Consider the following 23,574-nt stretch of genomic DNA (forward strand, 5'->3'; position numbering starts at 1 on the left):
CCTATCACCGCCGTCGACGGCAAGCTGGTCTCGGACGTTTGACCCCGATCGAATACGAGTTGATCATGGCCCCAACCGCCACCCAGGCGGCCTAACCCCAACTGTCACCAGTTCGTGCAGCAGACCCCAGTACTCATGATTGGACCTCTGTCATCCGAGGGATTTCCGTCCACTTCTCGTCCGGTGACCACCGTTGTGTCCGCCGCCGTGGCCTGGTTGCGTGCTTGCTACTCGTCTCCCTGCCAAGGGGGACCGTGGGTGCGCGGCAGACCCAACTTGGGGCGGCGGCGGAACCATCTTCGGGTGACAGAAAGTGTCGCCGAGAGAAGACTGCGACAATTAGAGCCTTGGTGTCAATAGAAGTACAAAAAACCTTCACTTGTATCTGGCTCGCGGGCCGGTCATCCATGCAGCGGGACACAGGCGTGTGAGTTCCGGTTACGTCAGGATCCGTTGCGCCGACAACGGGGCTCGTACGTCATGAGAGCGTGTCCATTTGTCAGGCGCGGCTGTAGGTGCCGCGCCTGCAAGTCGCGGACACGCCAGAGCTCCCGAGGGGCCACGAGGCCATCGCGTGAGCTCTCTTCGATGCCTGCGACCGCGCACCCGAAGGGACGCTCGCCCGCGCCTCTGAACCCGAAGCGTGGTCTACGGGAGTAGGCAGGTCACCTGATCCGTAACAATCGATGTAGCGGACCCACCAGTTCACCGTCGTGGACTACGCCCGCGTCCGGACTTGGCGGGCAGGGTGTGCATCAGGGTCGGCGCAGAGGCCCTCGCCTTCGCGAAGACCCAGGTATCTCAGAGCAACCTCAGAGATTCGTCGGCCGGTGGTGTCGGCATCGGCGCCGGGGAGCGCGAGATGACTGACAGCGAGGCGGACGAGAGCGTCGGTGGCGTCCTGGACATCCGAGCCATCGAGCTCGGGGAACTGTTCGTGCAGCCATGCCGCCAAGGTCTCACTTGCGACGTCCAGGAGCCGTCTGGAGGTGGTGATCAGGGGCAGCATGCCTGTGGGTGTGTCGAGTGCCGCCGTGTCGAGCGCCGGGTCCCGGTGGGACACCAGCACCGCCCGCAGCAACGGGCTCCTCTCGGCTTCGGCCAGGGTGTAGCGAACCGACGCCTGGATCCCGCCTGCGGCATCCGCGGGAAAGTGGGTGAGGACGTTCTGGATTCCTGCCAGGAATCGTTCGGCCTCGTGAAGGACCAACGCCTCACCCAAGCCCTGCTTGTCTCCGAACTCCTTGTAGAGCATGGCGCGCGAAGCCCCGATCGAGGTGGCGATGTGTCCCACCCGGACCTTGTCCCACCCCTTCTCGACCGTCTCGGCGTATGCAGCTTCCAATGCCCGCTGTCGCAGGTGAGCTCGGTAGGACGCCCTCAACGCCGTGGCCATGGACAAACTCTACTCGATTGTCGCGACTGCGACAGTGTCACCACAGGAACCCTTCGACTGGGTAGTCGAACAACGGCGAGGTGGGAGGATTCGCCCCACGACGTCGTCTGGTGCGAGAAGGATCAGGATCAAGTCGCAACGAGAACGTCAAGTTGCTCTCGGTCCACCTCGAGCCCCTTGCCGAGCGCTTGCTTGGCCCACACGAAGTCTCGAGGACGGTTCACGCAATCCGCGGCGATCAACCGGCCCCGCTGTAGGTAGTAGCAGGAGAAGTCGCGGTCACTGGCTGGGTCGCCGTTGATCACGACCTCGTCGTACCCGGTGTTCAAGCCGGCGATCTGCAGCTTGAGGTCGTACTGGTCCGACCAGAACCACGGCAGGGACGCGATGGGACGTTCTCGGCCACACAGCGTCGCCGCCGCCGTTTTCGCCTGCTCGGCGGCGCTCGGCACTGATTCCAGCCTGACGACTCGGTCGTAGCGAGCCATCCGATGACTGGCACAGTCCCCCGCGGCCACGATCCGGGCGTCGCTGGTGCGAGCGTGGTCGTCGATGACGATCCCGTCCTCCACCTCCAGGCCCGCGTCGACAGCGAGCTCCACGCTGGGGACCAGTCCAACGCCCACGATCACGAGATCGGCCGGGATCCGCTCACCCCCGGCCAGGATCGCCTCTCTGACTCGCAGGTCGCCGACCAAGCTCTCCACGAGAGCACGGCTCCGGATGACCACACCTGCTTCTCTGTGCACCCGCTCGTAAAAGGCCGACACCTCGGGTGCAGTGACCCTCTCGAGCACGCGTTCGGCAGCCTCCAGGACTGTCACTTCCAGACCCAGCGCCCGCAGGGATGCGGCTGTCTCCAGACCGATGTAGCCGCCGCCGATAATGACGGCATGACGACCGGGCACGGCCGACTCGCGGATCGCCTCGACGTCGGCAAAGACCCGAAGGTAGTGAATCCCCGGAAGGTCGCTGCCGGGCAGGGACAGCCTGCGCGCGCGGCCCCCAGTGCACAGTGCCAGACCGTCGTACGCCAGTGTCTCGCCCTCGCTCGTCACGACGCATCCGGCCTCACGATCGATGCGGTTGACGGTTGCCCGTACCAGCCGGATCTCCTGCTTGGCGTAGAACTCCGTCTTGCGGATCGCGAGCTCCTCCCGGCTGCTCCTGCCGAGGAGGTACGCCTTGGAGAGGGGGGGCCGATGATAGGGCAGCGCCGCCTCGTCTCCGATCACGACGACCTCTCCGTCCCAGCCCTCCTGCCGCAGGCTGGCCGCCACCTGGACGCCCGCGTGACTGGCTCCCACCACGAGAGCCCTGCCCCGGGTCACCTGGCGGTCTTGGGAGTCAGCTCGACCATCAATTTGCTGATCCCGCGCACGAAGTTCGATTGGACGTACTCAGGATCGGCAACGACTTCGATCTTCTCGAAGCGAGGGAGCAGCTCCTCCCAGAGGATGCGCAGCTGCATCTCCGCGAGCCGGTTCCCCATGCACCGGTGGACACCGAATCCGAAGGAGATGTGGTTGCGCGCGTTGCTTCGGTCGATGATGAGGTCATCGGGTCGGTCGAAGACGCGATCATCCCGGTTGCCCGAGGCGTACCACATGACCACCTTGTCCCCCTTGCGGATGAACTGACCGTTGAGGATCGTGTCCTTCTTGGCCACTCGGCGCATGTAGGCCAACGGAGTCTGCCACCGGATAATCTCCGAGACCATGTTGGGGATGAGGCTCGGGTTTGCCTTGAGCTTCTCGAACTGGTCCGGGAATTGGTTCAGCGCGAGCACTCCGCCGCTCATGGAGTTCCGCGTCGTGTCATTGCCTCCCACGATCAGCAGGACGAGGTTGCCCAAGAACTCCATCGGGCGGTCGATCAGGTCCTTGGTGTCCTCGTTGCTCTGCAGCATCGTGATGAGGTCGAAGCCGGGCTCCTCGCCCGCGGCGAGGCGCGCCTCCTTGTCGCGCCACAGGCTACTGAGCCCCCTCGCCGCATCGACGAATCCTCGGAAGACCTCGTCGTTGTCGGAGGGGCCGCCATTGGCCTGCTCCATGGAGCTGGCCAGGTCAGACCACTCCACCAGCTTGCGACGCTGGTCGTAGGGGAAGTCCAGCAGCGTCGCCAGCATGCGCGCCGTCAGCTCGATGGAGACGCGATCGACCCAGTTGAAGGGTTCGCCGACCGGGAGGCCGTCGAGCACCTCTTGGACGCGCGAGCGGATCAGCGCCTCCATCTCGCGCAGGTTCTTGGGAGCCACGACGCCTTGGACGGCCGCGCGCTGACGGTCGTGCTTCGGCGGATCCATGGCGATGAACATGGCCACATCCATGAACCGCGGAGGCTCGCCGATGATGATGAACGGCTCGGCCGAGAAGGTCTCGTGGTCCTTGTCGACCGCAACGATGTCGGCGTGTCGGGTCACTGACCAGAACGGACCGAAGGGGCTGTTGGCCTGGAAGTGGACGGGCGCCTCGTTTCGCACCCGCTCGAAGTACGACTGCCACTTGCCCTGCCGGTAAAGGAACGGGTTGCTCAGGTCGATGTCGGCGAGCGCGACCTCTTCCACGGGCGGGATGGGCCGCTCGACGAAGATTCTTTGCCCGTTGGACCGCGTCACGAAGCGGCGGGCCCGGTCGTACAGGTGGGCGCCGCGGATCTGCAGCCCCATCGGGACCAATGATTGCGCTCGCTCGGTCAGGGTGTCGGTCACGACCGTCAGTGTCGTCATGATGTCGATGTCCTTTCGCTGATCACATCTGGAATTCTGGGAGCCGGACCACCAAGCCGTCACAGTCCTCGCTCATCCTCATCTGGCAGGACAGCCGCGAGGTCGGCTCGCGCTCAGGGTTCATCGCCAGCATCTCCTCCTCGACGGAGGTCGACCGTCCGACCGCGTCGATCCACGAGTCGTCCACGATCACGTGGCAGGTGCCGCATGCCGCCTCGCCACCGCAGTCGCCATCAATACCGGGGACCATGTTGCTCACGCCGATCTGCATGAGGGACTCGCCGTCCTCCAGCGGAACCTCGTGCTTCTCTCCGTCATGAGAGATGAAGGTGACTACTGACATCGCGGAACTCCTCACTCGAAAACTGGTTCCCAGTGTTGTGGCCGATTCGGCTTAGTGGCTATGGTCACCCGCGTCAGCTTTTTGTGAATTCGGCTCAGGAGACGACGTAGTTGAGGCAAGAGGAAGCCGGTGTCCCTCCCCTCGCGTTTGTTCAATTACTGAACAGTGATGCCCTTCAACCCGACGCGGTCGCGAACTTCCGTCGCCTTGTGCGCCGCGAGGGCTGGTCGGAACTCGAACTGGTCAGGCGTGACCGGCAAGTGCCGATCCGATGGTTCCGCGAGGTGTTCGCCGACCTCGATCCCGACAGCGCGACCCGCTTCGGGCTCGCCTTCGCCGAACAGGCGCAGCTGACGTCCTTCGGCCCCTTGAGCCTGCCCCTGATCAGTGCCGCTTCCGTGGCTGAGGTCTTCGACCTCCTCGGCTACCTACCGGTCATCTCGGGAAGCCTTCGACCACACTTCCACCAGAGTCCGACAAGCTTGACAGTGGGTCTCACCGGGCAGACCGACGACCAGGCTCTCAACTGCCTCGTCATCGCATACGGTGGAGCAGCTCTGCTACGGCTGCTCGACATGCTGGCCGGAGAATTGCCCGCCGTGACGCTGCATCTCGCCTGGGAGGCCCCCAGCAGCACGCCGGCGCTGCCGCCCGACGCCGTGTCTGGACGCTTGGTGTTCGGCGCACACACCTCGTTCATCCACGTACCCGTCGAGTCCCTCTCAGCACCTTGCCGATTCCCCGACCCCGTCGCCTATCGCCTCGCCATCACTGAGCTGCGCCGCACGCTCGAGCGCGACAGGGAACCCACCAGCATCTCCGAAACCATCAGGCGGGCGATCGAGGAGGACCCTGCTCACAGTGGCCGCGATGAGGTCGCGGCCGTGCTGGGCATGTCGGTTAGCACAGTGAAGCGGCGCCTCGATACCGAGGGCACGACCTTTCGCGAGCTGCGAGAGGCGGTTCTCCGCGAACGTGCCATTGTGCGCCTCCTTGACCCGTCGCTTCCCATCAGCCAGATCGCCGTCGACCTCGGGTACAGCGACTTGGCCAACTTCTCTCATGCCTTCAAACGCTGGACAGGGCAGTCACCGGTTGCCTTCCGCCGAGCGGGTAGCCGCATCCGGCCGCATGCTGAGGCGCGTCGTCATCCCCTCTGACGCGCGCCAGTGGCGATCGGAACCATTAGACCTTGACAGCGTCGACCTCATCAGGCCTCAGCCCAGCGTCACGCTGGACACCCGTGGCAACTGAAGCGGTCAGTCCCATCGTCATGGTGTGGCGATGCGTTGTCTGTGTTGATGGGTTCAGGCGTTCAGTACTGGCAGGTCGTCGGCGCCCGATCTCGGGTTCGGTGGTGGGGACGATGCTGATGCGGCAGCGGGCGAGGAAGGCACCGACGAGCCCCGGGATCCCTCCGAGGATCGGGAAGATCCCTACTGCGTCCTAGAAGCGGCGAATCTCGCGGTTATTCACCCGGGGGTGTTGGACCAGCTCTGGGTCCACACGTCCTCGGGAACTCGGTGAACGCCAGGATGTCGGACGGCCTGCTGGACGGATGTAGGCAGGTCACCTATTCGTGCGGCAGTCCCAGGTGTCTTGTGCGCTCGACCGCTGGCTGAGCAGAGTGGCGAGCCGATCACCTTCGACGTCGAGGTTCGGGATCAAAGGATCGAGCCAGCGTGGCAGCCACCACGCCCTATCGTCGACGATCGCCATCACCGCTGGCATGAGAGTCATGCGGACGAAGAAGGCGTCGACAAGGACGCCAACGGCGAGCGCGAGACCGAGCTGCTTGACCACAATGTCGTGGCTGAAGATGAAGCCGGAGAAGACGGCGACCATGATCACGGCAGCTGCTACGACGACGCGGCTGGCTTGGTCGAAGCCGCGCACGACGCTGTGCATGCCGTGGTGGCCGTGGACATAAGCGTCGCGCATCGAGGAGACGAGGAAGACCTGGTAGTCCATGGCGAGTCCGTAGAGGATGCCTGTGGCGATGATCGGTATGAAACTCATCATCGGGCCACCCCCCTCCACCGCAAACAGGCTGCCGAACCATCCCCAGGTGAAGACCGCTGTAGTGACGCCGAAGGTGGCCAGGATGCTGAGCAGGAATCCGGCCGTCGCGACGAGTGGAACGATGACGGACCGGAAGACCAGCATCAGGATCAGTAGCGATAGCAGCACGATGACCCCGAGATACTGCGGGATTACGTCGGCGAGCTTGTCGGACATGTCGATGCTGATCGCGGTGTAACCGGTCACGCCCAGCGTGACTTGGTGGTCCTCGGCAAGGTCGAGATCGGGTTGGCGCAGCGCCCTGACCAGATCCGCGGTGGCTTGGTCGGAAGGACCGGACTTCGGGATCACGCTGAGGACGACCAGCCGACCTGACCTGCCTGCCCCGAGAGGCACGACCGCTGCGACATTGTGCTGTTGCTGGAGAGCTTGGGTGAGCTTGGCGGTGACCGCGGGCGTGATCGGAGGGCTGGGCTGTGTCGGTTCGGCGGTGACGAGGAGCGGGCCGTTGAATCCTTCCCCGAATCCACGCGATATCGCGTCGTACCCTTGCCGGGCACTGGTGTCGCTGCTGGCGGTAGCGGCGGTCGGAATGCCCAAGTCCATGCTGGCCGCGGGGATGGCTGCCACTCCCAGCAGCGTGGCGACGATCGCGATGACCGGCCACCGATATTTGATGACACGCTTGACCCAGTGGTCTGCGACGCTGTGCGCTTCCTCGGCGAGGCGCTGGCTTCGGGTGTGGCGAGCTTTGACGGAGCAGATTCGCTCGCCGACGAGGCCCAGCAGCGCGGGCAGCAAAGTGAGTGCAATGAGGACGGCCAGCGCCACAGTCGATGCCGCGACCAGCGCCATGACGGTCAGCATGGTGATGCCGATGATGGTCAGGGCTGTGAGCGCGACGATCACGGTGAGACCGGCGAAGAACACGGCGCTCCCGGCGGTGCCGACGGCACGGCTGGCCGCCTCGTGCGCGGGCAGGCCCTGATCCAGGATCAAGCGTCGCTGCCGGTTCACGATGAACAGTGAGTAGTCGATCCCGACCGCGAGGCCAACCATAAGCCCGAGGACCGGGGTTGCTGAACTCATCGGTAGAACCGTCGAGAGGGCATAGGCGCCGCCCACACCGATGCCGACCCCGACAAGCGCGTTCACCAAAGGCAGCCCAGCAGCGACCACCGAGCCCAGGGTCAGGACGAGCACGATCCCGGCCACCGTGAGACCGATGACTTCTCCTGCGCCGACGGGCACCTCGAGCGCTTTGAGCGAGTCGCTGGGCAAGGCCGTGATCCCGGTACCGGTCTCGCTGCGTTCCACCGCGTCCAGGACCGCGGTCACGTCACTGTTCGCCAGTGACGTGGTGGGGACCTTGAACTGGAACTGGAACAAGACGGTGTCGCCGCGGGCGGAGAGGAGCGCCCCGGGCACCGGGGCCCCGTCGTGCATCAGTGGCCGGAAGGGCTGGGCGTTCTCCGGTGCGCGGCTCGGATCGCCGGCGGCGTCGGGCTCCATTTCAGGGGGAGCGGCGACCTGATCCAACCCTAAGACGGCATCGATGGCCCGGGCCAGCGCCTCGGTCCGATCTGGGGTATCAATACGCTGTCCCTCGGGCACGACAAACACCACACTGGCTTGACCGCCCGACACCTCCGGCAGCTCAGCAGTGACGCGGTCGAGCACTGTCTGCGCCTCGGTACCGTCCACCTTGAAGCCCGAGTTCACGCTGAAACCGTTGAGGGCGATACCAGCGATGACGATGCCGATCGCGACGAGCCAGCCCGCCAAAACGAACCAGGGCCGGTCGAACGCTCGGTGACCCAGCCGGTAGAGAAGCGTGGACATCTGATGCCCTTTCCGTGACATCGCGGCGTCGGCGCCGCTGGAGGCCCGAACGCAAGTAGTGAAAGACGAGTTCGAGGAACTACTCGTGCTCGATCGGCCCCGGTTGGGCGGTATACGCACTGTCGCGGACATGCACGTCAAGCACTCCCTCCAGGGCCGCTGGGATCGCCCCGTTGATGGCACCGAACAGCAACGGCGGCTAGATGCCGGGAGGGCGATCCGAAGCGCTTGGCGCTAGGTACCCCAAACGGCACTCGCTGGCCAAGGGAACACACAGGAGGCCCACCCAGCGCAATTCAGTTCTCAGCCTCCCTGACGAAGTGCTCGGGCCCCACAGCCACGAAGACGGCGTCGGCCAATCCGGCCGCCTGACCTGTGGCGTCCCAGGCCTCAGCGTGGAGAAGCAGCCGTCGACCTTCGCGTTGAGTCACCTGGGCATAGAACGTGTACGAACGATGCAACCAGAACGGGGATCGGTACTCGACGGTGAGGCTCCGCGTGACGGCGAGCGAACCCACGGCATAGAGGGCAAACCCGAAGAGGTCGTCGAAAGCGAGAGCGACCGCTCCTCCGTGCGCAATACCAGGGGCTCCTACCTGAGCCTCGGTGAAACTGTGAACCGCTTTCACACCCGACGTGGTGCGTGTCGCACGAAGGTGCAAGCCAGATGGATTACTGGGCCCGCAACCGGCGCATCCCGGCGAATGCGCCGGCAACTCCTCGCCGATTGCCGTTTGGCTTTCTCCGGCGAGGTGCGCCGTCCATCTGGCGATCAGTCCCCCGTCGCTCGACGAGCTCAGTTCGCCAACACGTGCCGGCCTCTCGCGGTGGCTCCAGATCGCTGACATGACTTCAACCCTCTCTCTTTCCGGTTCGATGATCTCCAAATGGAGTGGGTAGGTTCAATGACCGCGACCAGACAGCGAAAGCAGGTCAAGCACCCGTACCCGCCGGCAGTCGCGACCCGGTGCGCGCGAACCCGACAAGAAACGCCAGGTCACGATGGACCTCTTAAAGAAAAGGCCCCGATTTTAGCGACCATCAGGGGCAGTTCCGTACGATCAGATCGGTTCGATACCTGCGACTAACCACACACCGTCTGTCCAGCTCAGTCGCATCTCGACCGCACTGGAGTCCACCCTGGGCGCAACCAGCCTGGAACTTCGAGTAGTCTGGTTGACATAGAGGAGCACCGTGGCCTCGTCTCCGTCGATCCGCTCGATACCCGATGCAACCATCTCGGTAGTGAGCACAGCACGGTATTTCGTTGCCAACGGGTTGACGGTCGACTTTGCGTACTCGCGATATTCCTCTGCGAAACCTGGGGTCATGAAAGCCGTCGCGGCCTCTACATCCTGGGCCAGTCGCGCGTGGTCATAACGCAGGATTGCGACCGCAGCCCTCTCGGCCACGTCGACAGCCTCGTTTCGCCGGCGGACCTGATCCGATTTATCCTCCGCTGCCCAGGCCAAGTACCCGGTCGTCCCCACAACGATAGCAACCAGGAGCGTCGCAAGTGCCCGTCGCCGGGCTAGTTTGCGACCGTTCTCCGGAACGGCATCTACGGCCGAGTCATCGCCCTTATGCGAGATCTGCTGAACGCCCCGGCTCACGATACGGTCCCAATCTCTTCCAGAAGCCACTCGTCGCCGGCGTGCTGCAATCGCAGCCGTAGCCGAAACTGACGTTCCTTTCCCTTCTTTGTCGAGAGGCCTTTCACAGTCACGTTCATTGTCACGAGAACCGCCGTCGCTCCATCGGTCGTCTCATCCGCGAGCGCACTCGCAACGACTGTTCCGGTCGAGCGGGCCTTCTCACGCTTCATCAGCGGCCGCAACTGGTCGACCGCCTGGCCGAAGGTCGAGCGGAAGTCCTCGGTTCCCATTGCCAAGAGCGCATCGAAAGTGCTGTCGAGCTCGCGGTAGTCGTACGTCGTAAAGGTTACCGCGGCCTTCTGTGCTACCGCGAGAACTGCCTCCCGCTCGTCGGACTCGCGTGCCGATGTGTGCAGACTCTGGGCGCTACGTGCAGAGAATAAAATGCAGCCCGTAACGACCAGGAGCACGATGACTCGGATCGACAGCGATCGTCGTGTGAAGCGCTTCATGAAACCTTCTCCGAACCCAGCGAACCGATAAGTAGATCGCGCCAGCTGGTCAGTTTGCTCTCGACAGAGCTGTCCAAATTTCCCAGGACGAGAAGGGGGCCGTCGGGACCGCTGACGACCCCTGTCCGCTGATTGAGGACCACCGATCCCGGAGAGTATCTCCATTCTTCATGCTTGTCTCGCTCATAAGATCGTGCAGGCACATCGTCGAAACCCAGCTTCCCCTGCCGGGGGTTATCGACCTCTTGCGTCGCGGGATTATAGGTGTCGCCCGCCAGCAACGGGACGTTCTGCGATCCTCGTACCGTCGTGCCGCTCCCCGGAGGCTCTGCGCAGTAGGCGTTAAGGTTGGCGCGCCTTTGCGGGTTGCCAAGTTCCTTAACAGGCTCCGCCTGAACCGATTTTACCGTGCCCGAGTATCCCTCCGACGTACATACTCCGCTGGAGTAGTCAAGCGCCACGTTGAAGTGCACGTATCCGTCCCCCTGTACCACATTGAAAGTGTCCTGGATCAGCCTGGGGAATGCCACCAGGAAGACCCTGACACCGTCTATTCGCGCCCGCACGATGCCGGCCAAACTCAGAAAATCTTTCATGAGAAGCGGAAGTTGTTGATCATTCTCCCCTATAAGGTCGATGATCTCGGGGGCTGTCTGGGCCGTCTCGGTCATGAGCGATCGAACTGACCCATCGGCCCGCGCTACCTCTCCTACGACAAGGTCGAGATCGCGCGCCCATGCTCGGAGTGCACCCGACGTGTCGCGCTGAGTACCCAGGATCGTGCGACCGTTGACGAGCACCTCCCGTGTGTCAGGCAAGGCGGTGTTGAGGCTATCCACCAGGTTGTCGGTCTCGTCGGCGATGACCTTCAGTTCCGGCCCGAGCCCACGCAAACCAACACCGATTTCCGACAGAACGGTGCGCAGCGCCCGCTTGTCCACAGATTCAACAAGCTCCTGGACGCGGAGCAGGACATCCTCGATGCGCGGCGGGATGTCGGTGTCCTCGCGCGGAATTGCATCGCCGTCAGCCAAGTAGGGTGCCCCGACGTGCTGCGGCTGTAGGTCGACGTACTGCTCTCCGATGGCCGATCTGTTCTGAACCACAGCCCTAACGTCACGTGGCACATGACTATCTGGGTTCAGAGCCATCACGATAGAAACACCGTCGTCGTGCAGTTCTACAGCATCCACCCGTCCGATTGCGACTCCGCGATAGGTAACCTCGGCGTTCGGAAAGATGCCGCCAGCTTGGGCCGCGTTAGCTCGAACGTAGATCGGCTTGTTCCAGAGATAGCGATCCAACCCGACGTATTGCAGACCCACGACTGTCGTGCCTAGCGCTCCGACTATCAAGAACGCGAGGAGCCGGATGCGGTGGTGGCGATATCTCATCGTTCGACACCCCCGAGCCCGTCCAGGAAGTCGCGCCCGTCCAGGACGTCCGGGCCGGGTCTCGTCGAGGGCTCACTGCCCGGAGGTTGCGGAGGGGACGTTAAATCACCTGCCAGACAGTTTGACCCAAACTGACCACACTGGATGGGCGGCTGCGGATCACCCAGGGCCGGCCCAGGGCCGAAGCCATCGCGCAGCAGCGAGGCCAGATCGATCTCAAGTTCCCCCGACAGTTGGGCGTAGTCCCCGGACATCCCCCCATAGATGTTTCGGGCGAACGGATAGGTCAGCAGGGTGTCCAACGTTTCGAAGAACGACGGCGCCGCTTTGGCGATCTCGGACAGGATCGGATCGAGCAGTCGCAGGTTGGCGACGGTGTCCGCCTTCGTCCGACCGATGACCCTGGTCGCGACTCGACCGAAGGTCTCGAGCTCGGCGAGGGCTCTCCTGAGGGCGTAGCGCTGTCCTACGAGCGCATCGATACCAGCAGGAAGTTCATCGAGTGCTCCGCTGACGATACGGCGCTCGGACGCGACGCTTTGGCTAATTCGATCCACCCCCTCGATCGCACGAACGATGTCTTGCCGCCGGCGACTCAAGGCTGCGACCATGTCGTTCAAGTCGCGCAATCCGCTCCGAATCACGTCCTCTCTACCCGCCAGCACCTCGTTGAGCTCCCGAGTCACGACCGTCAGATGGCCGATCCCGCCCCCATTGAGCAAGGCAGACGCCCCGTTCAGTAACGTCTCCACCTCGATAGCGGCGCGCGTCCTCGACAACGGAATGATGTCCCCATCGCGCATATGGTCTGGCAACGCAGTCGAAGGGCTTTCGAGCGCGACGTATTTTTCGCCCAGCAAACTCGTCTGCTCGATGCTGGCCGTGACGCCTACGGGAACCCGCTCATCAGAAGCTATTGTCATCACCGCGCGGGCAGTGAAGTCTTCCGTAAGGTCCACCGTCTTGACCAACCCCACCTTGACTCCGTCGAGTTTAACGGTTGCTAGTGGAACGAGGTCCAGGACGTCTTCAAAGTCGGCGGAGATCTCATAGCCATCTTGGACCCGCGAACCGGGCAGCCCTAGGTCTTGCATCTGCGGAGCCCATGAACATCCAGTCAAGAAGAGAATTGGTATCGCCGCCAACCAGGCATTCGGATTCATCGCAGGCCTCCTCGCCCGAAGCGACTCTCGCCAATTTCGGACCCTTCTCCAAGAGGCTGCGGCAAACCCTGCAGTTGCGGCTCGATCGGGTCAACCAATGTGTTGACGACCGGACACCACTCGCTGAGACCGTTGGAGGATATGAGCTGACAAAGCAACAGGCTCGGGTCGGAAGTCAGAGTTCCGTTCACTGCAATGCGTGCCGTAAGCGCCGACGTCTGGGGATCAAAGGTGCCAATAAAGTTCTGAAGCGTCACTGGCGCAAGGTTGAGGGTTTCGCGAAGCGCCTGCTCCTGCTTCAGGACAGTCCGAGTAACGTCGAGAATTCCCGCGACATCTCGGGTGAACGCGGGCCCACTGTCCTTGACAAGCGACCGGAGTTCCCTCATGGCGCTCGCCAGTCCGTCGACTGTTCCAACCAGGGCGTCTCGTTGTGACGACAGGCTTCTAGAGACCTTCTGCAAGGTAGCCGCCAGCCGCCGCACCGGGGTATCACTGGCGACCAAGGCCCGGGTCAGTTGAGCTAGGTTGGTCATTGTCGAGGTGAGATCAGCGCCGGTCCCGGCGGCTGTTACGGTGGCGTGGCTGAGCTCGGTGATCGCGGCGTTCAGACGATTGCCGTTTCCGCGTAACGTCTGCGAACCGGCGCGAAGGAGCGCAGACAGGGCGCCGCTGCGATTCGCCCCGCGCGGACCTAGCGCGGTGGACAGGTCCGCCACCCCCTGGAGAACCTCGTCGATCTCCACCGGCACGGCAGTCCGCGCCAAAGGAATCAGGCTGCCCGCCGCTAGTTCCGGTCCACCGTTGTAGACCGGTGTCAGCTCCAGCCGCCGATCACTCACCAGCGTCGGCGCTACGACCACCGCACGCGCCTGAGCTGGAATCCGAACTCGATGGTCCAATTCGAAGGTGACCTCAACGGCGGTGCCTTGCATTTCAAGGGCTGTGATCTCACCGACGTTGACTCCTAGCACAGTGACCTGACTGCCCACGTAGAGCCCGACAGCGCGAGGAAAGGTGGCTCGGTACTCGTTGACGCCTTCGCGAATAGCCTGGGGCGCGGCAGCAATGAGCGCCCAAGTGACGATCATCGCGACCACAGCCGCGGCGAGACGTCGGCGGGGATCTCGAGCTCGGTCCACCCAACGGGTCAAGATAGTCACTATTCGTCTCCGTTCTGGCTCGGAGCGTCGGGAAAGACCTGCGGCGTCAGACCGAAAAGCCCTGCCTCGAACCATCGACCATTTCCCAGCACCGTTGTGTAGTAGCGCAGCAGCGGGGCGTAGAGCCGCACGCTCTCCTCCAGATCTCCCTTGTTGCGTCGTAAGGTGACGACTGTTGTTTGGAGCTGTCTGAGGGCAGGGCCGAGATCGTCCCGCGTGGATTGCACGGATGCCACGATCTCGCTGGAGAGCCGATGAGCAGCGCCGAGCAGACGCTCGATGACGACTCGACGCTGCTCCAGCACCGTGAGAAAAGTGCCAGCATCGCGCACAAGCAAACCTATCGTCTGCGAGCGATCGGCAAGGATTCGCGTGATTGCTGCAGACTCTCCAGTCAGTTCCTGCAGCTCCCCGTCGTATCGCGAGACGATCTGCGACAGTGAAGCCACCCCATCGAGGGCCCGGCGGACCTGGGGAGAAGCGCCGTCCAGCACTTCGGCGACCGCACGGAATGATTCCGCGACCGCGTCGGTGTCGATGTCTTGAATCCTCTCAGTCAGACCGCCAAGAACGGCTTGAAGATCGAACGGCACCTCCGTCCGCTCGATCGGAATCCTGCCGTCCTTCAACTCGCCGGATCCCGCGGATGTAAGTGCGATGTACTCAGTACCCAGAAGGGTCTCCACCTTCAGCGAAGCGCGAGTCTGATCGCCGAGTTCAATCTCGTCCTTCACCTCCAACGTGACTTCCACTACGGTCTCGGCGAGGTCAATGTCCTTCACCGATCCGATTTTCACCCCAGACATCCGAACGGGATCGCCTGCTTTCAAACCGGCCGCATGCGCCAGTTCCACGATCACTTCGGTCTGTCCGAAGAGACCGTGAATCCGACTGGCCGACAGTCCTGCGACCACCATCAACGCCAAGGTCACGATACCGATCGCCCCGACTAGCGGGTAGTTTCTCGTCCTCATGACTCACACAAGGCTTCGTTGTTGCGGAGACCGGGCGCCGTAATGGGGCGGATGCCGGGCAGCGTCAAAGTGATGTCCAATTGGCAGACGAAGAAATTCAAGTAGCCGCCGTAACTGCCGGCCCTAGTGAATGCGTTGAGCTTGATCGGAAGTCGATCCACCAGGTCTTGCAACTGAGTCTTGGTCTCAGCGAAGGCAGTCGCCGCCGTCCTCAGTGAATCGATGTCCTTGGTTAGTGCTGGCCGAGACTCCTCAACCAATGCTGCAGCGGAGGTACTGAACTCAGCGATGCTGTCGAGAGCGCCCGCGATGATGTACCGATCCTCAGCGAGTCCCGAAGAAAGCTGCCGCAGTTGATTGATCAGGGCGATCAGGCCCGTGCCGCGTTCACCGACCGTATCTAAAACTAGGTTGAGGTTGTCGATCACCCGACCAATCAGGTCGTCTCGGCGAGCCAATCCCGCGGTGACGTCGGCGGTACTTGCAACCAGGGATGCGACCGTCCCGCCCTCACCTTGAAGTGTCCGCACCACCTTCAAGGCCAACTGGTTGACCTGATCGGGCTCGAGGACGTTGAAGAGAGGCTGGAACCCGTCGAGCAGAACCGTGAGGTCAAGGGCCGCCGTGGTGCGACTCAACGGGATCACGCCGCCCGGCTCGAGCAACTCGTCCGTCGACGCCCCCGGCTTGACAACGAGACTCAGATAGCGAGCACCGACGAGATCGCGGTACCGCAGTACTGCACGGATGCTCGACGGTAGTTCCAAGTCGCCCTCGACCGTGAACTTGACAACGGCTCGTTGCTCGGGGTCGAGGAGCACCTCCTGTACCCGCCCGACTCTTACGCCGGCCATCCTGACCTCGTCGCCTGCCATCACTCGCGTGGCATCGACGAACACTGCCCGGTACGAAACAGCGTCACTCGGCTTGCCACCAACAATCGTGGAGACAAGGATGGCGGTCGAACCTAGGGTCAGCGCAAGAAAGCCAGCCAAGCCGAGAATAGATCGCGGTGGTCTCCGAAGGGGTACTGTCACCGATTGTCCTTTCTGTCCACGCCAGAGGTGCCGTACCCCATCAAGTCAAAGAACGACGACAGCAGATCTGCATCGGTCGTCCCAGCATCCGAGGACGGGAGGGGAAGGGTCATGGTGCCGAGCAGGTCGTCTGCAAAGCTAAGTCCGGACGAAGGGTCGGAAGTCCCCACATCCGACTCATTCTCCTGTTGATCTCCAGTATCAAGGGGCGTTGCAGGCAGGCCGAGCAACCCTCGATAACTACCGATCAACGCCAATGCCGGGGCCGGAATGTCGGCGTTAGGGGTACCGCCGACTGGCGCTCTCGTGACCACTGGACAAGATGGCCCGAAGGCTTTCAGTTCCTTCAATAGCCTGGCCTGCAGCGGCTCGTTTGGGGCAAATCCTGGAGCATAGACTCCTCTGCTTTGCCCGATCCGCAGACGTCCGCGGATCACGAAGGGACCATCGTCCCCACCAAAGACGTCGTAGATTCGCTGGATTGCAATCTTTGCGCCATTGAACACGCAGTCGTATTCAGGTGAGTACCTCTCAAGCAGTTCGAGCGTCGGACGAAGCGAGTTCATCAACCCAACAAGGGTCTCTTCGTTTTCCTCCAGGAGATCTCGCACCCGCGCTGCGATCTCTGCTGTGCCATGCAAAGACGACTCCAGGTCGGCAATCTCGGCACGCACCGTGTTAATGACTGTGGTCGCACCCTCGGTAATACTCAAGAGACGAGGAGTCACGCGCCCGTACAGGTTCGCGACATCTGCAAGAAGCGCGAGGTCGGCCTCGAGAACCGGAACGAGATCGCTTGCGTTTTCGGCATATGCCGCGACGGAATCGAGTGTCCTGCCCAGATTTGCGCCATTTCCAGAAAGTGACGTGGCGAGAGCTGAGGTGGCCGCGTTGAGGTCGGCCGGCCTGACGGTTCGCAGCAGCGGATCCAGTGAATCGAAGACCTCTTGCAGCCGGACGGCGCGAGGACTGAGATCTTGAGCGATGAGGGTCCCTGCTCGGATAGACCCGCTTCCGCCATTCGGCACAAGTTCAACGTATTTCTCGCCGAACAGGGTCTTGGAAACCAGCCTCGCTTTGACCTCCGCTGGCACCTTCGCCGCAAGGTCGCGGTCAAGCGCGATGGACAAAATCACGCCGCCGCCAGGCGACTGCGACAGCCCGTCGACCTCGCCCACTCGGACTCCATTGACCTTTACGTCCGCTTGGCGCTCAAGTTGATCCTCGGCACGATCCAACTTCACCTTGACCATGACAGGATCGGAAAAGGTCTTCTGATAACTGGCGAATGCAAGGCCAACTCCAACCGTCCCAATAGCCAAAGCGAGCAGCCCAAATATGGGATAACGAATCGCGTGTCGCGAGCGCCTCATCCGGCGATCCTGACAGTGGTTGTGGAGCCCCAGATGGCCATGCTGAGCAGGAAGTCGAGAACAACGATCGCAACAATGGCGAATCTAACCGACCGCCCGACCGAGATCCCCACTCCCGCGGGCCCACCGCCTGCGGTAAAGCCATACCAGCAGTGCACAAGGATGACCAGGACCGAGAACACCATGACCTTGAAGACCGACCACGCGATGTCCTCGGGCGGGAGGAACAAATGGAAGTAGTGGTCGTATGTGCCCTCGGATTGGCCATATATAGAAGTCACCACTAGACGCGTGCTGAGATAAGAGGCGAGCAATCCGACAAAATACAACGGCACCACCGCCATCAAACCTGCGCATACCCGGGACGCGACCAAGAATGGGATCGGATGAACGGCCATGACTTCGAGGGCGTCGATTTCTTCGGAAATCCTCATGGCTCCCAGTTGGGCGGTGAATCCACAACCAACCGTTGCAGATAAGGCGACGCCGGCCACCAGTGGCGAAATCTCTCGTGTATTGAAATAGGCTGAGATAAATCCTGTTAGCGCAGCTGCGCCAATTTGTTCTAGCCCCTCATACCCTTGAAGGCCAACTTCGATACCGGTGAAGAACGACATTGCCATGACGACCCCCACGCTCCCACCCAGCGCGGCGAGCGCCCCTCGCCCCAGGGCGACCTCACCTACGAGCCGGAGAGTCTCTCCGCGGTAGCGCGTTAGCGCGATGGGCGTGGCGCGGGCTACCGCTACGGCGAAGGAGGCCATCCGGCCAAGTTCGCCAAGACCTTCCCACGCGAGGCGGGCCACCCTCGGCATGCGCAGGTTGACCAAGGTTGACATGGCGTTCGTCATTCGTCATCGACCCCTCGGCGGCACGATCTCGGTGTAGACGGCAGTCACCAGGAAGTTGACCGAGAACAGCAGCAGGAACGCCTGCACCACGGCCGCGTTGACCGCGTCCCCTACTCCCTGAGGCCCGCCCTTGGCAGTGAGACCCTTATGCGACGCCACAACTCCCGCGATCAGTCCGAAGAGTGCGGCCTTGAGCGCACCGACGTAAAGGTCGCTGGACTGCGCCAGAGTTGCGAAACCAGCGAAGTACGACCCAGCGCTGCTGCCCTGCAACCCAACGCTAAAGAAGTACCCGCCGACGATTCCAACGAACGCGACGAACCCGTTGAGCATCAGCGCCACCGTGATGGCTGCAAGCACCCTCGGAACCACCAGCCGTTGGATGGGGTCGATCCCCATCACTTCTAGCGCGTCGATCTCCTCACGGACTCGACGAGCGCCCAGGTCCGCACAGATTGCGGTTCCGGCCGCTCCGGCAACGATTAGAGCAGTGGCAATCGGAGCAGCTTCACGGATGATCGCTAGGGCGGAAGCCGCGCCCGTATATGATTGCGCCCCCAGTTGCCTCGTCAGACTGCCCAACTGGAGGGCGATCACCGCGCCGAACGGGATCGCAACCAAAGCGGTAGGGAGCGTCGTAACCCGCGCCACGAACCACGTCTGGTCGACGTACTCGCGCGCGGCGAACGGACGACGAAGTGCAGCTCGCGCGACATCCACGAACGTTCCGAACAAGCCGCCCGCCGCTGATAGGGGGGATAGAATAAGACTCGTCACGAACGAGCCTCCGCCAGCAGCGACTCCTCATGATGCGCCTTCATTCCCCAGCAGTTCTGCGCAGCTCCACCGGTCGCGGTCGCCACGGAGGTCGGGTCATGGCGCGACAAGGAAGTCACCGGCCTCGGTAGCCTCCGAGAAGGGCTTGATGTAGCGACCGATGGCTCCGGCCACCTCGGCCGGCCGCTCCAGCGTGAGCATATGACCAGCGCCTTCGAGCCGCACCAACTCTGCATGCGGCAACGCCGCCGCCAGCCGCAAGCTATGCGACAGAGGCGTCAGCCGATCCTCCGTGCCGACCAGAATCGTGGTCGGCGTATGCTGTAGCACACGAAGGCCAGATCGCCCGTCGTGTTGTGCGAGCGCGGCATAGAAGGCCGAGACGACGCCGAGTGGCGTGGCCTTGGCCACCGACACCATCTCGTCGACGAGGTGGGCAGTTGCTCCCGGCCCGAATGCCAACGCACGGACAGCCAGCCACAGTTCGGGGCCTAGAGTCTCGCGTCGTTCAGCCCATGCCTCCAGGTGCCCCAGAGCGGCCATCGCGCGTGGCCCGCATCCACGCACTAGGTGACCGAACAGCCCGGGAAGTCCGAGATCTGACGAACCAAGCTCTCCTGCGCTTGAGCTGACGATCACCACACCGTCCACCCGATGGGCGAAGAGGTCAGGCCGCTGCTTGGCCAAGTGCATGATCGTCATGCCACCCATGGAGTGACCGGCGAGAACGATCTGCCCCTCGGGCGCCACGCCATCGATGACGTCACCGAGATCCCGTCCCAGCTGATCCAGAGTGCAGCTCCCCGACAGACCCCGCCCGGAAGCACCGTGTCCGCGGTGGTCGTACGCGATTACCCGAGCATCCCGGCTAAGAACGCCAATCTGCCGAACCCATAGCCGCGAGGAGAGTGTCCACCCATGAGAGAGAACGATGCAGATAGGTGAGTCGGGATCGCCCCACTCCCGCACCGCCAGCCGGACACCGTCCGAGGCGCATACTGAGAACTGCCTCCCAGGCGGGTCAGGCCATACGCCGACGCCGCCGGTGCGAGTCCTCGCGCGAACAACCTGATGACGAGCAACGAGATGCGTTGATGCCATGACCATGCTCAGAAGCGCCGCTTGTGTCTTCAAAGCCAGATCCCCTCACGCGTCATCGACGACTCCTAACATTGTAACTCTGCTTAGCGTCACGGTGAACAGTGTCACGCTTGGCGAACGCGTGTCAACGTGCCGAGCGTCACCTCTCTGGCATTGTATGTGACACTACTTACCGATACGGTTTAACTAGTCACGATCCCCGACCGAGGAGGAAGACACCCATGTCCCGCCGAGACTTCAAGCACGCCGCATCCAGCGGACTATCTACACGTAGCGCGCACAGTCGGGCACAGATGACGCTCGACGAGGCCCTCAACACCAAGGTGACCCGAGAGAACTACGACGACGTCCTGCGCACACTCAGCCAGGCCTCCGTGGACCGGCACTTCGATGCGTTCGCTGACATTCCCTGGGACGCTGAAGACTTTCAGGTCCGCCACGACGACCCACGATGGGTACTTCCTGCCGCGGTGGACCCTCTTGGCGGCCACCAGTGGTACATCAGTCAGCCGCTCGACCGGCAGATCGAGATCGGGCTATGGCGCCAGGCGAACATCCTCAAAGTTGGCCTCCAGTTCGAGAACGTCCTGATCCGAGCCATCATGCAGTACGTGTTCGCCCTGCCGAACGGCTCGATCGAATACCGGTATCTCATGCACGAGGCCACCGAGGAATGCCACCACACGCAGATGTTTCAGGAGGTCGTGAACCGGATTGGAGCGGAGGTCGACGGCATGCCATGGGTACTGCGCAAGCTCGCACCAGTCCTTCCGATGCTGGTCACGAAGTATCCGGTGGTCTTCTTCCTCGGCGTGCTTGCCGGCGAAGAACCCATCGATCACACTCAGAAGTCGATCTTTCGGGCAGGTGCTGAGTTGCCTCCAGTCCTCGCGCGGGTAATGGAGATCCACATCGCCGAGGAGGCTCGGCACATCGCGTTTGCTCACGAGGCCGTGCGCCTCCGCGCTCCTCACCTCAGCCGGAGGGCACGTCACATCACGGCGGCTTTGCTTCCGCTGCTGATGCGACTTCTCGGTGACGCCATCCTGGTTCCGCCGAAGGATTTCCGCGAGCGGTTCGACATCCCCAAGGAGGTCATCAAGGAGTTGTACTGGGATGCGCCAGAGTCACAAGCCCGTCTGCGCGATCTCTTCGCCGACGTTCGGATGCTGGCTGAGGACACCGGGCTCATGACGCCGCTGTCGCGGCGGCTGTGGCGCTGGTGCAAGATCGATGGCCGACCCTCGCGTTTCCGGAGCGAGCCTTCCGTCGTCTTCCGCAAGGCAGCGTGAAGCGTGCCCCACGTCATCACGCAGGCCTGCTGCGGAGACGCCGCCTGCGTCTTTGCGTGCCCGGTCAATGCCATCCAGCCGAACCCCGCTGATGAGTTGTTCGTATCCGCCGAGATGCTGTACATCGACCCGAAGACCTGTGTCGACTGTGGGGCGTGCGTCGCTGCATGTCCTGTCGGGGCGATCAGCAAGGACTCCAAGTTGGCGGCTGACCAACTGCCGTTCGTCGAGATCAACCGGCTCTTCCACGAAGCGCACCCGGGCGCCAGCCGGCCGGTGCAAGCGATCGTTCCTTCGTTGATCAAGCTCGCTGAGGGGGATACGCCGCTACGAGTGGCCATCGTGGGCGCCGGTCCCGCCGGAATGTACGCTGCGGACGAGTTGCTGAAACAAGACGGCGTCGAGGTGGTCGTTTACGACCGTTTGTCGACGCCCTACGGACTAGTCAGATCTGGCGTTGCACCCGACCACCAGATGACCAAGGGCGTCGACAAACTCTTTCGCCACATCGAAGATCTTCCTGGGTTCCACTACGCCCTAGGGGTTGATGTGGGCGAATCTGTGCGTCATGCGGACCTAGCAGCACGCTACTCCGCGGTCGTCTATGCGACAGGGGCATCGGAAGATCGCCCTCTACATTTGCCTGGCGCAAACCTTCCGGGCGTGAGTAGCGCCACAAGATTCGTCGCCTGGTACAACGGCCATCCGAGCTACGACAATGTCGACTTTGACCTCAGCCATCGCAGAGTCGTGATTATCGGCAACGGCAATGTCGCTCTCGACGCAGCACGAATCCTGACGACCGATCCGAGTGAGCTGGCCAAATCCGACATATCCGACGTCGCACTGACTGCTCTTCGACAAAGCCGGGTCGAGGAGGTCGTGCTACTCGGCCGCCGAGGGCCTGAACACGCAGCCTTCACTCTGCCGGAGTTGGTAGGGCTCATGGCCCGGCGCGATCTTCAGGTCGTGGTCGCATCCGAGATTCCACCCGCGCCGGAATGGGCAGACGTGCAACTTCGACACAAGCTCGATCTCTTACGCAGCCTGCCCACTTCCGAGGCGGCGGGGAAGGGCGGTAGACGAATCGTCCTCCAGTTCTGGTCCTCGCCGACGCACCTGACAGGCCAGGACGTGGTGGAGGGCGTGAACATCCGCAACTCTGCTACCAACCCGACTGTCGACGATGGACCGACACATCTGTCGGCCGGTCTAGTCCTGACCTCCGTCGGATACCGGGGATCCCTGGTGCGTGACCTTCCGTTTGACCACGACAAGGGATCAGTGCCTCACCAGTCCGGACGCGTCGATGGGGTGCCAGGAACCTACGTCGTCGGCTGGATCAAGCGGGGACCGCGAGGGTTTATTGGCACCAACAAGTCGTGTGCCCGGGAGACCGTCAACAGCCTGCTCGAGGACGTGACATCCGGCGCCCTCAATGCCGCGCCTGCGGCCGGTCATCTGCCGACACTGCTCCGCCGCTGGCATCCTGACTCTCTGGATCTCGCCGCTTGGCGTCGAATCGATGAGGAGGAGGTCGCACTGGGCCTATTGCATGGGAGGCCCCGCGTGAAGAAACTGTCCCGTGTCGGGTTCAGTAGAGGCTCTGAAGTGACGCGCTGACGCTAGTCGGCGCGGGGTTGTGCCGGTAGTGGTTGTCTTCGAACTCGACCGGCGGGACGAGCCCGATCTGGCCGTGGAGCCATCGGTGGTTGAACCAGTCGATGTACTCGGCGACGGCGATCTCCAGGTCGTCGATGTTCTTCCAGGGACCTTTGTTGCGGACCAGCTCGGCCTTGAAGAGCGAGTTGAACGCCTCGGCCAGGGCGTTGTCGTAGCTGTCGCCTGTCGAGCCGACCGATGCGACAGCACCGGCCTCGGCCTGCCGCTGGGTGTAGCGGATGGCGAGGTATTGAACGCCTTTGTCCGAATGCGCGATGACACCGGCGGTGTCTTGGCCGGCGTGCTGCCGGGTCCACAGCCCCATCTCGAGTGCGTCCAAGGCGAGGTC

The 23,574-nt window shown here is 62.7% G+C and carries 20 protein-coding genes and 1 pseudogene; 3 read left to right on the forward strand and 18 right to left on the reverse strand.

What is annotated here, in order from left to right; all coding sequences use genetic code 11:
* Nucleotides 1–718 precede the first annotated feature (718 nt).
* From H0487_RS14430 to H0487_RS14445, 4 genes and pseudogenes are all read right to left on the reverse strand, one after another.
* Nucleotides 719–1,396 carry a TetR/AcrR family transcriptional regulator gene (locus tag H0487_RS14430; protein WP_183094930.1) on the reverse strand — a complete coding sequence of 226 codons (678 nt, stop codon included), beginning with the start codon at nucleotides 1,394–1,396 and terminating at the stop codon, nucleotides 719–721.
* Nucleotides 1,397–1,524: 128 nt separating this feature from the next.
* Nucleotides 1,525–2,727, reverse strand: coding sequence for an NAD(P)/FAD-dependent oxidoreductase (locus H0487_RS14435; RefSeq protein ID WP_183094931.1), 1,203 nt, complete (start codon nucleotides 2,725–2,727; stop codon nucleotides 1,525–1,527).
* Between the two features lie 11 nt (nucleotides 2,728–2,738).
* Nucleotides 2,739–4,124, reverse strand: a pseudogene (locus H0487_RS14440) (cytochrome P450); the annotation flags it as partial.
* A 22-nt stretch (nucleotides 4,125–4,146) separates the two neighbouring features.
* Entirely contained in the window at nucleotides 4,147–4,467 is a 321-nt protein-coding gene (locus H0487_RS14445) for a 2Fe-2S iron-sulfur cluster-binding protein (RefSeq protein ID WP_183094933.1), read from the reverse strand.
* Nucleotides 4,468–4,577: 110 nt separating this feature from the next.
* On the opposite strand from H0487_RS14445, the gene H0487_RS14450 reads away from it, so the two are divergent.
* Nucleotides 4,578–5,627, forward strand: coding sequence for a helix-turn-helix domain-containing protein (locus H0487_RS14450; RefSeq protein WP_183094934.1), 1,050 nt, complete (start codon nucleotides 4,578–4,580; stop codon nucleotides 5,625–5,627).
* A 409-nt stretch (nucleotides 5,628–6,036) separates the two neighbouring features.
* Here H0487_RS14450 and H0487_RS14455 read toward each other — a convergent pair whose 3' ends face one another.
* The 13 genes from H0487_RS14455 to H0487_RS14515 form a co-directional block, all read right to left on the reverse strand.
* The gene (locus H0487_RS14455; RefSeq protein ID WP_183094935.1) at nucleotides 6,037–8,331 is read right to left on the reverse strand and encodes an MMPL family transporter; all 2,295 of its coding nucleotides are present in this window, start codon (nucleotides 8,329–8,331) and stop codon (nucleotides 6,037–6,039) included.
* Between the two features lie 296 nt (nucleotides 8,332–8,627).
* Nucleotides 8,628–9,218, reverse strand: a complete 591-nt coding sequence (locus H0487_RS14460) for a PaaI family thioesterase (protein ID WP_246383598.1) — start codon at nucleotides 9,216–9,218, stop codon at nucleotides 8,628–8,630.
* Between the two features lie 174 nt (nucleotides 9,219–9,392).
* Nucleotides 9,393–9,944: an Rv1363c family protein gene (locus tag H0487_RS14465; RefSeq protein WP_183094936.1), complete on the reverse strand. Its 552-nt coding sequence runs from the start codon at nucleotides 9,942–9,944 to the stop codon at nucleotides 9,393–9,395.
* On the reverse strand, nucleotides 9,941–10,438 hold the full coding sequence (locus tag H0487_RS14470) for an Rv1363c family protein (RefSeq protein WP_183094937.1): 498 nt from the start codon (nucleotides 10,436–10,438) through the stop codon (nucleotides 9,941–9,943). Before H0487_RS14470 ends, H0487_RS14465 begins: the two co-directional genes overlap by 4 nt.
* Nucleotides 10,435–11,832 carry an MlaD family protein gene (locus H0487_RS14475; protein WP_183094938.1) on the reverse strand — a complete coding sequence of 466 codons (1,398 nt, stop codon included), beginning with the start codon at nucleotides 11,830–11,832 and terminating at the stop codon, nucleotides 10,435–10,437. Before H0487_RS14475 ends, H0487_RS14470 begins: the two co-directional genes overlap by 4 nt.
* Nucleotides 11,829–12,995, reverse strand: a complete 1,167-nt coding sequence (locus tag H0487_RS14480) for an MCE family protein (protein WP_183094939.1) — start codon at nucleotides 12,993–12,995, stop codon at nucleotides 11,829–11,831. Before H0487_RS14480 ends, H0487_RS14475 begins: the two co-directional genes overlap by 4 nt.
* Complete coding sequence (locus H0487_RS14485) at nucleotides 12,992–14,233, reverse strand: MCE family protein (RefSeq protein WP_281370698.1); 1,242 nt, start codon at nucleotides 14,231–14,233, stop codon at nucleotides 12,992–12,994. Before H0487_RS14485 ends, H0487_RS14480 begins: the two co-directional genes overlap by 4 nt.
* Entirely contained in the window at nucleotides 14,158–15,132 is a 975-nt protein-coding gene (locus H0487_RS14490) for an MCE family protein (protein ID WP_281370699.1), read from the reverse strand. Before H0487_RS14490 ends, H0487_RS14485 begins: the two co-directional genes overlap by 76 nt.
* A complete protein-coding gene (locus H0487_RS14495) occupies nucleotides 15,129–16,127 on the reverse strand; it encodes an MCE family protein (protein WP_183094942.1) in 999 nt (332 codons plus the stop codon). Before H0487_RS14495 ends, H0487_RS14490 begins: the two co-directional genes overlap by 4 nt.
* Nucleotides 16,128–16,165: 38 nt before the next feature.
* Complete coding sequence (locus H0487_RS14500; RefSeq protein ID WP_183094943.1) at nucleotides 16,166–17,542, reverse strand: MCE family protein; 1,377 nt, start codon at nucleotides 17,540–17,542, stop codon at nucleotides 16,166–16,168.
* Nucleotides 17,539–18,393, reverse strand: coding sequence for an MlaE family ABC transporter permease (locus tag H0487_RS14505; RefSeq protein WP_220793420.1), 855 nt, complete (start codon nucleotides 18,391–18,393; stop codon nucleotides 17,539–17,541). The genes H0487_RS14500 and H0487_RS14505 overlap by 4 nt, the downstream gene beginning before the upstream one ends.
* 3 nt (nucleotides 18,394–18,396) lie before the next feature.
* Nucleotides 18,397–19,170 (reverse strand): MlaE family ABC transporter permease, encoded by a 774-nt coding sequence (locus H0487_RS14510; RefSeq protein ID WP_183094944.1) that lies wholly within the window; start codon nucleotides 19,168–19,170, stop codon nucleotides 18,397–18,399.
* Nucleotides 19,171–19,266: 96 nt separating this feature from the next.
* The gene (locus tag H0487_RS14515) at nucleotides 19,267–20,277 is read right to left on the reverse strand and encodes an alpha/beta fold hydrolase (protein WP_312855954.1); all 1,011 of its coding nucleotides are present in this window, start codon (nucleotides 20,275–20,277) and stop codon (nucleotides 19,267–19,269) included.
* 287 nt (nucleotides 20,278–20,564) lie between these two features.
* Here H0487_RS14515 and H0487_RS14520 point away from each other — a divergent pair, with 287 nt between their 5' ends.
* Together H0487_RS14520 and H0487_RS14525 are read left to right on the forward strand one after the other, a co-directional pair.
* A complete protein-coding gene (locus tag H0487_RS14520) occupies nucleotides 20,565–21,563 on the forward strand; it encodes an AurF N-oxygenase family protein (protein WP_183094946.1) in 999 nt (332 codons plus the stop codon).
* Nucleotides 21,564–21,566: 3 nt separating this feature from the next.
* Nucleotides 21,567–23,186, forward strand: a complete 1,620-nt coding sequence (locus H0487_RS14525) for an FAD-dependent oxidoreductase (RefSeq protein ID WP_183094947.1) — start codon at nucleotides 21,567–21,569, stop codon at nucleotides 23,184–23,186.
* Here the strand turns inward: H0487_RS14525 and H0487_RS14530 are convergent.
* Nucleotides 23,158–23,574, reverse strand: a 417-nt coding sequence (locus H0487_RS14530; RefSeq protein ID WP_220793421.1) for an integrase core domain-containing protein, incomplete at its 5' end; no start/stop codon positions are given. The two genes, H0487_RS14525 and H0487_RS14530, sit on opposite strands and share 29 nt — an antisense overlap.

Source organism: Nocardioides stalactiti (assembly GCF_014180715.1).
Taxonomy (GTDB): Bacteria; Actinomycetota; Actinomycetes; order Propionibacteriales; family Nocardioidaceae; genus Nocardioides; species Nocardioides stalactiti.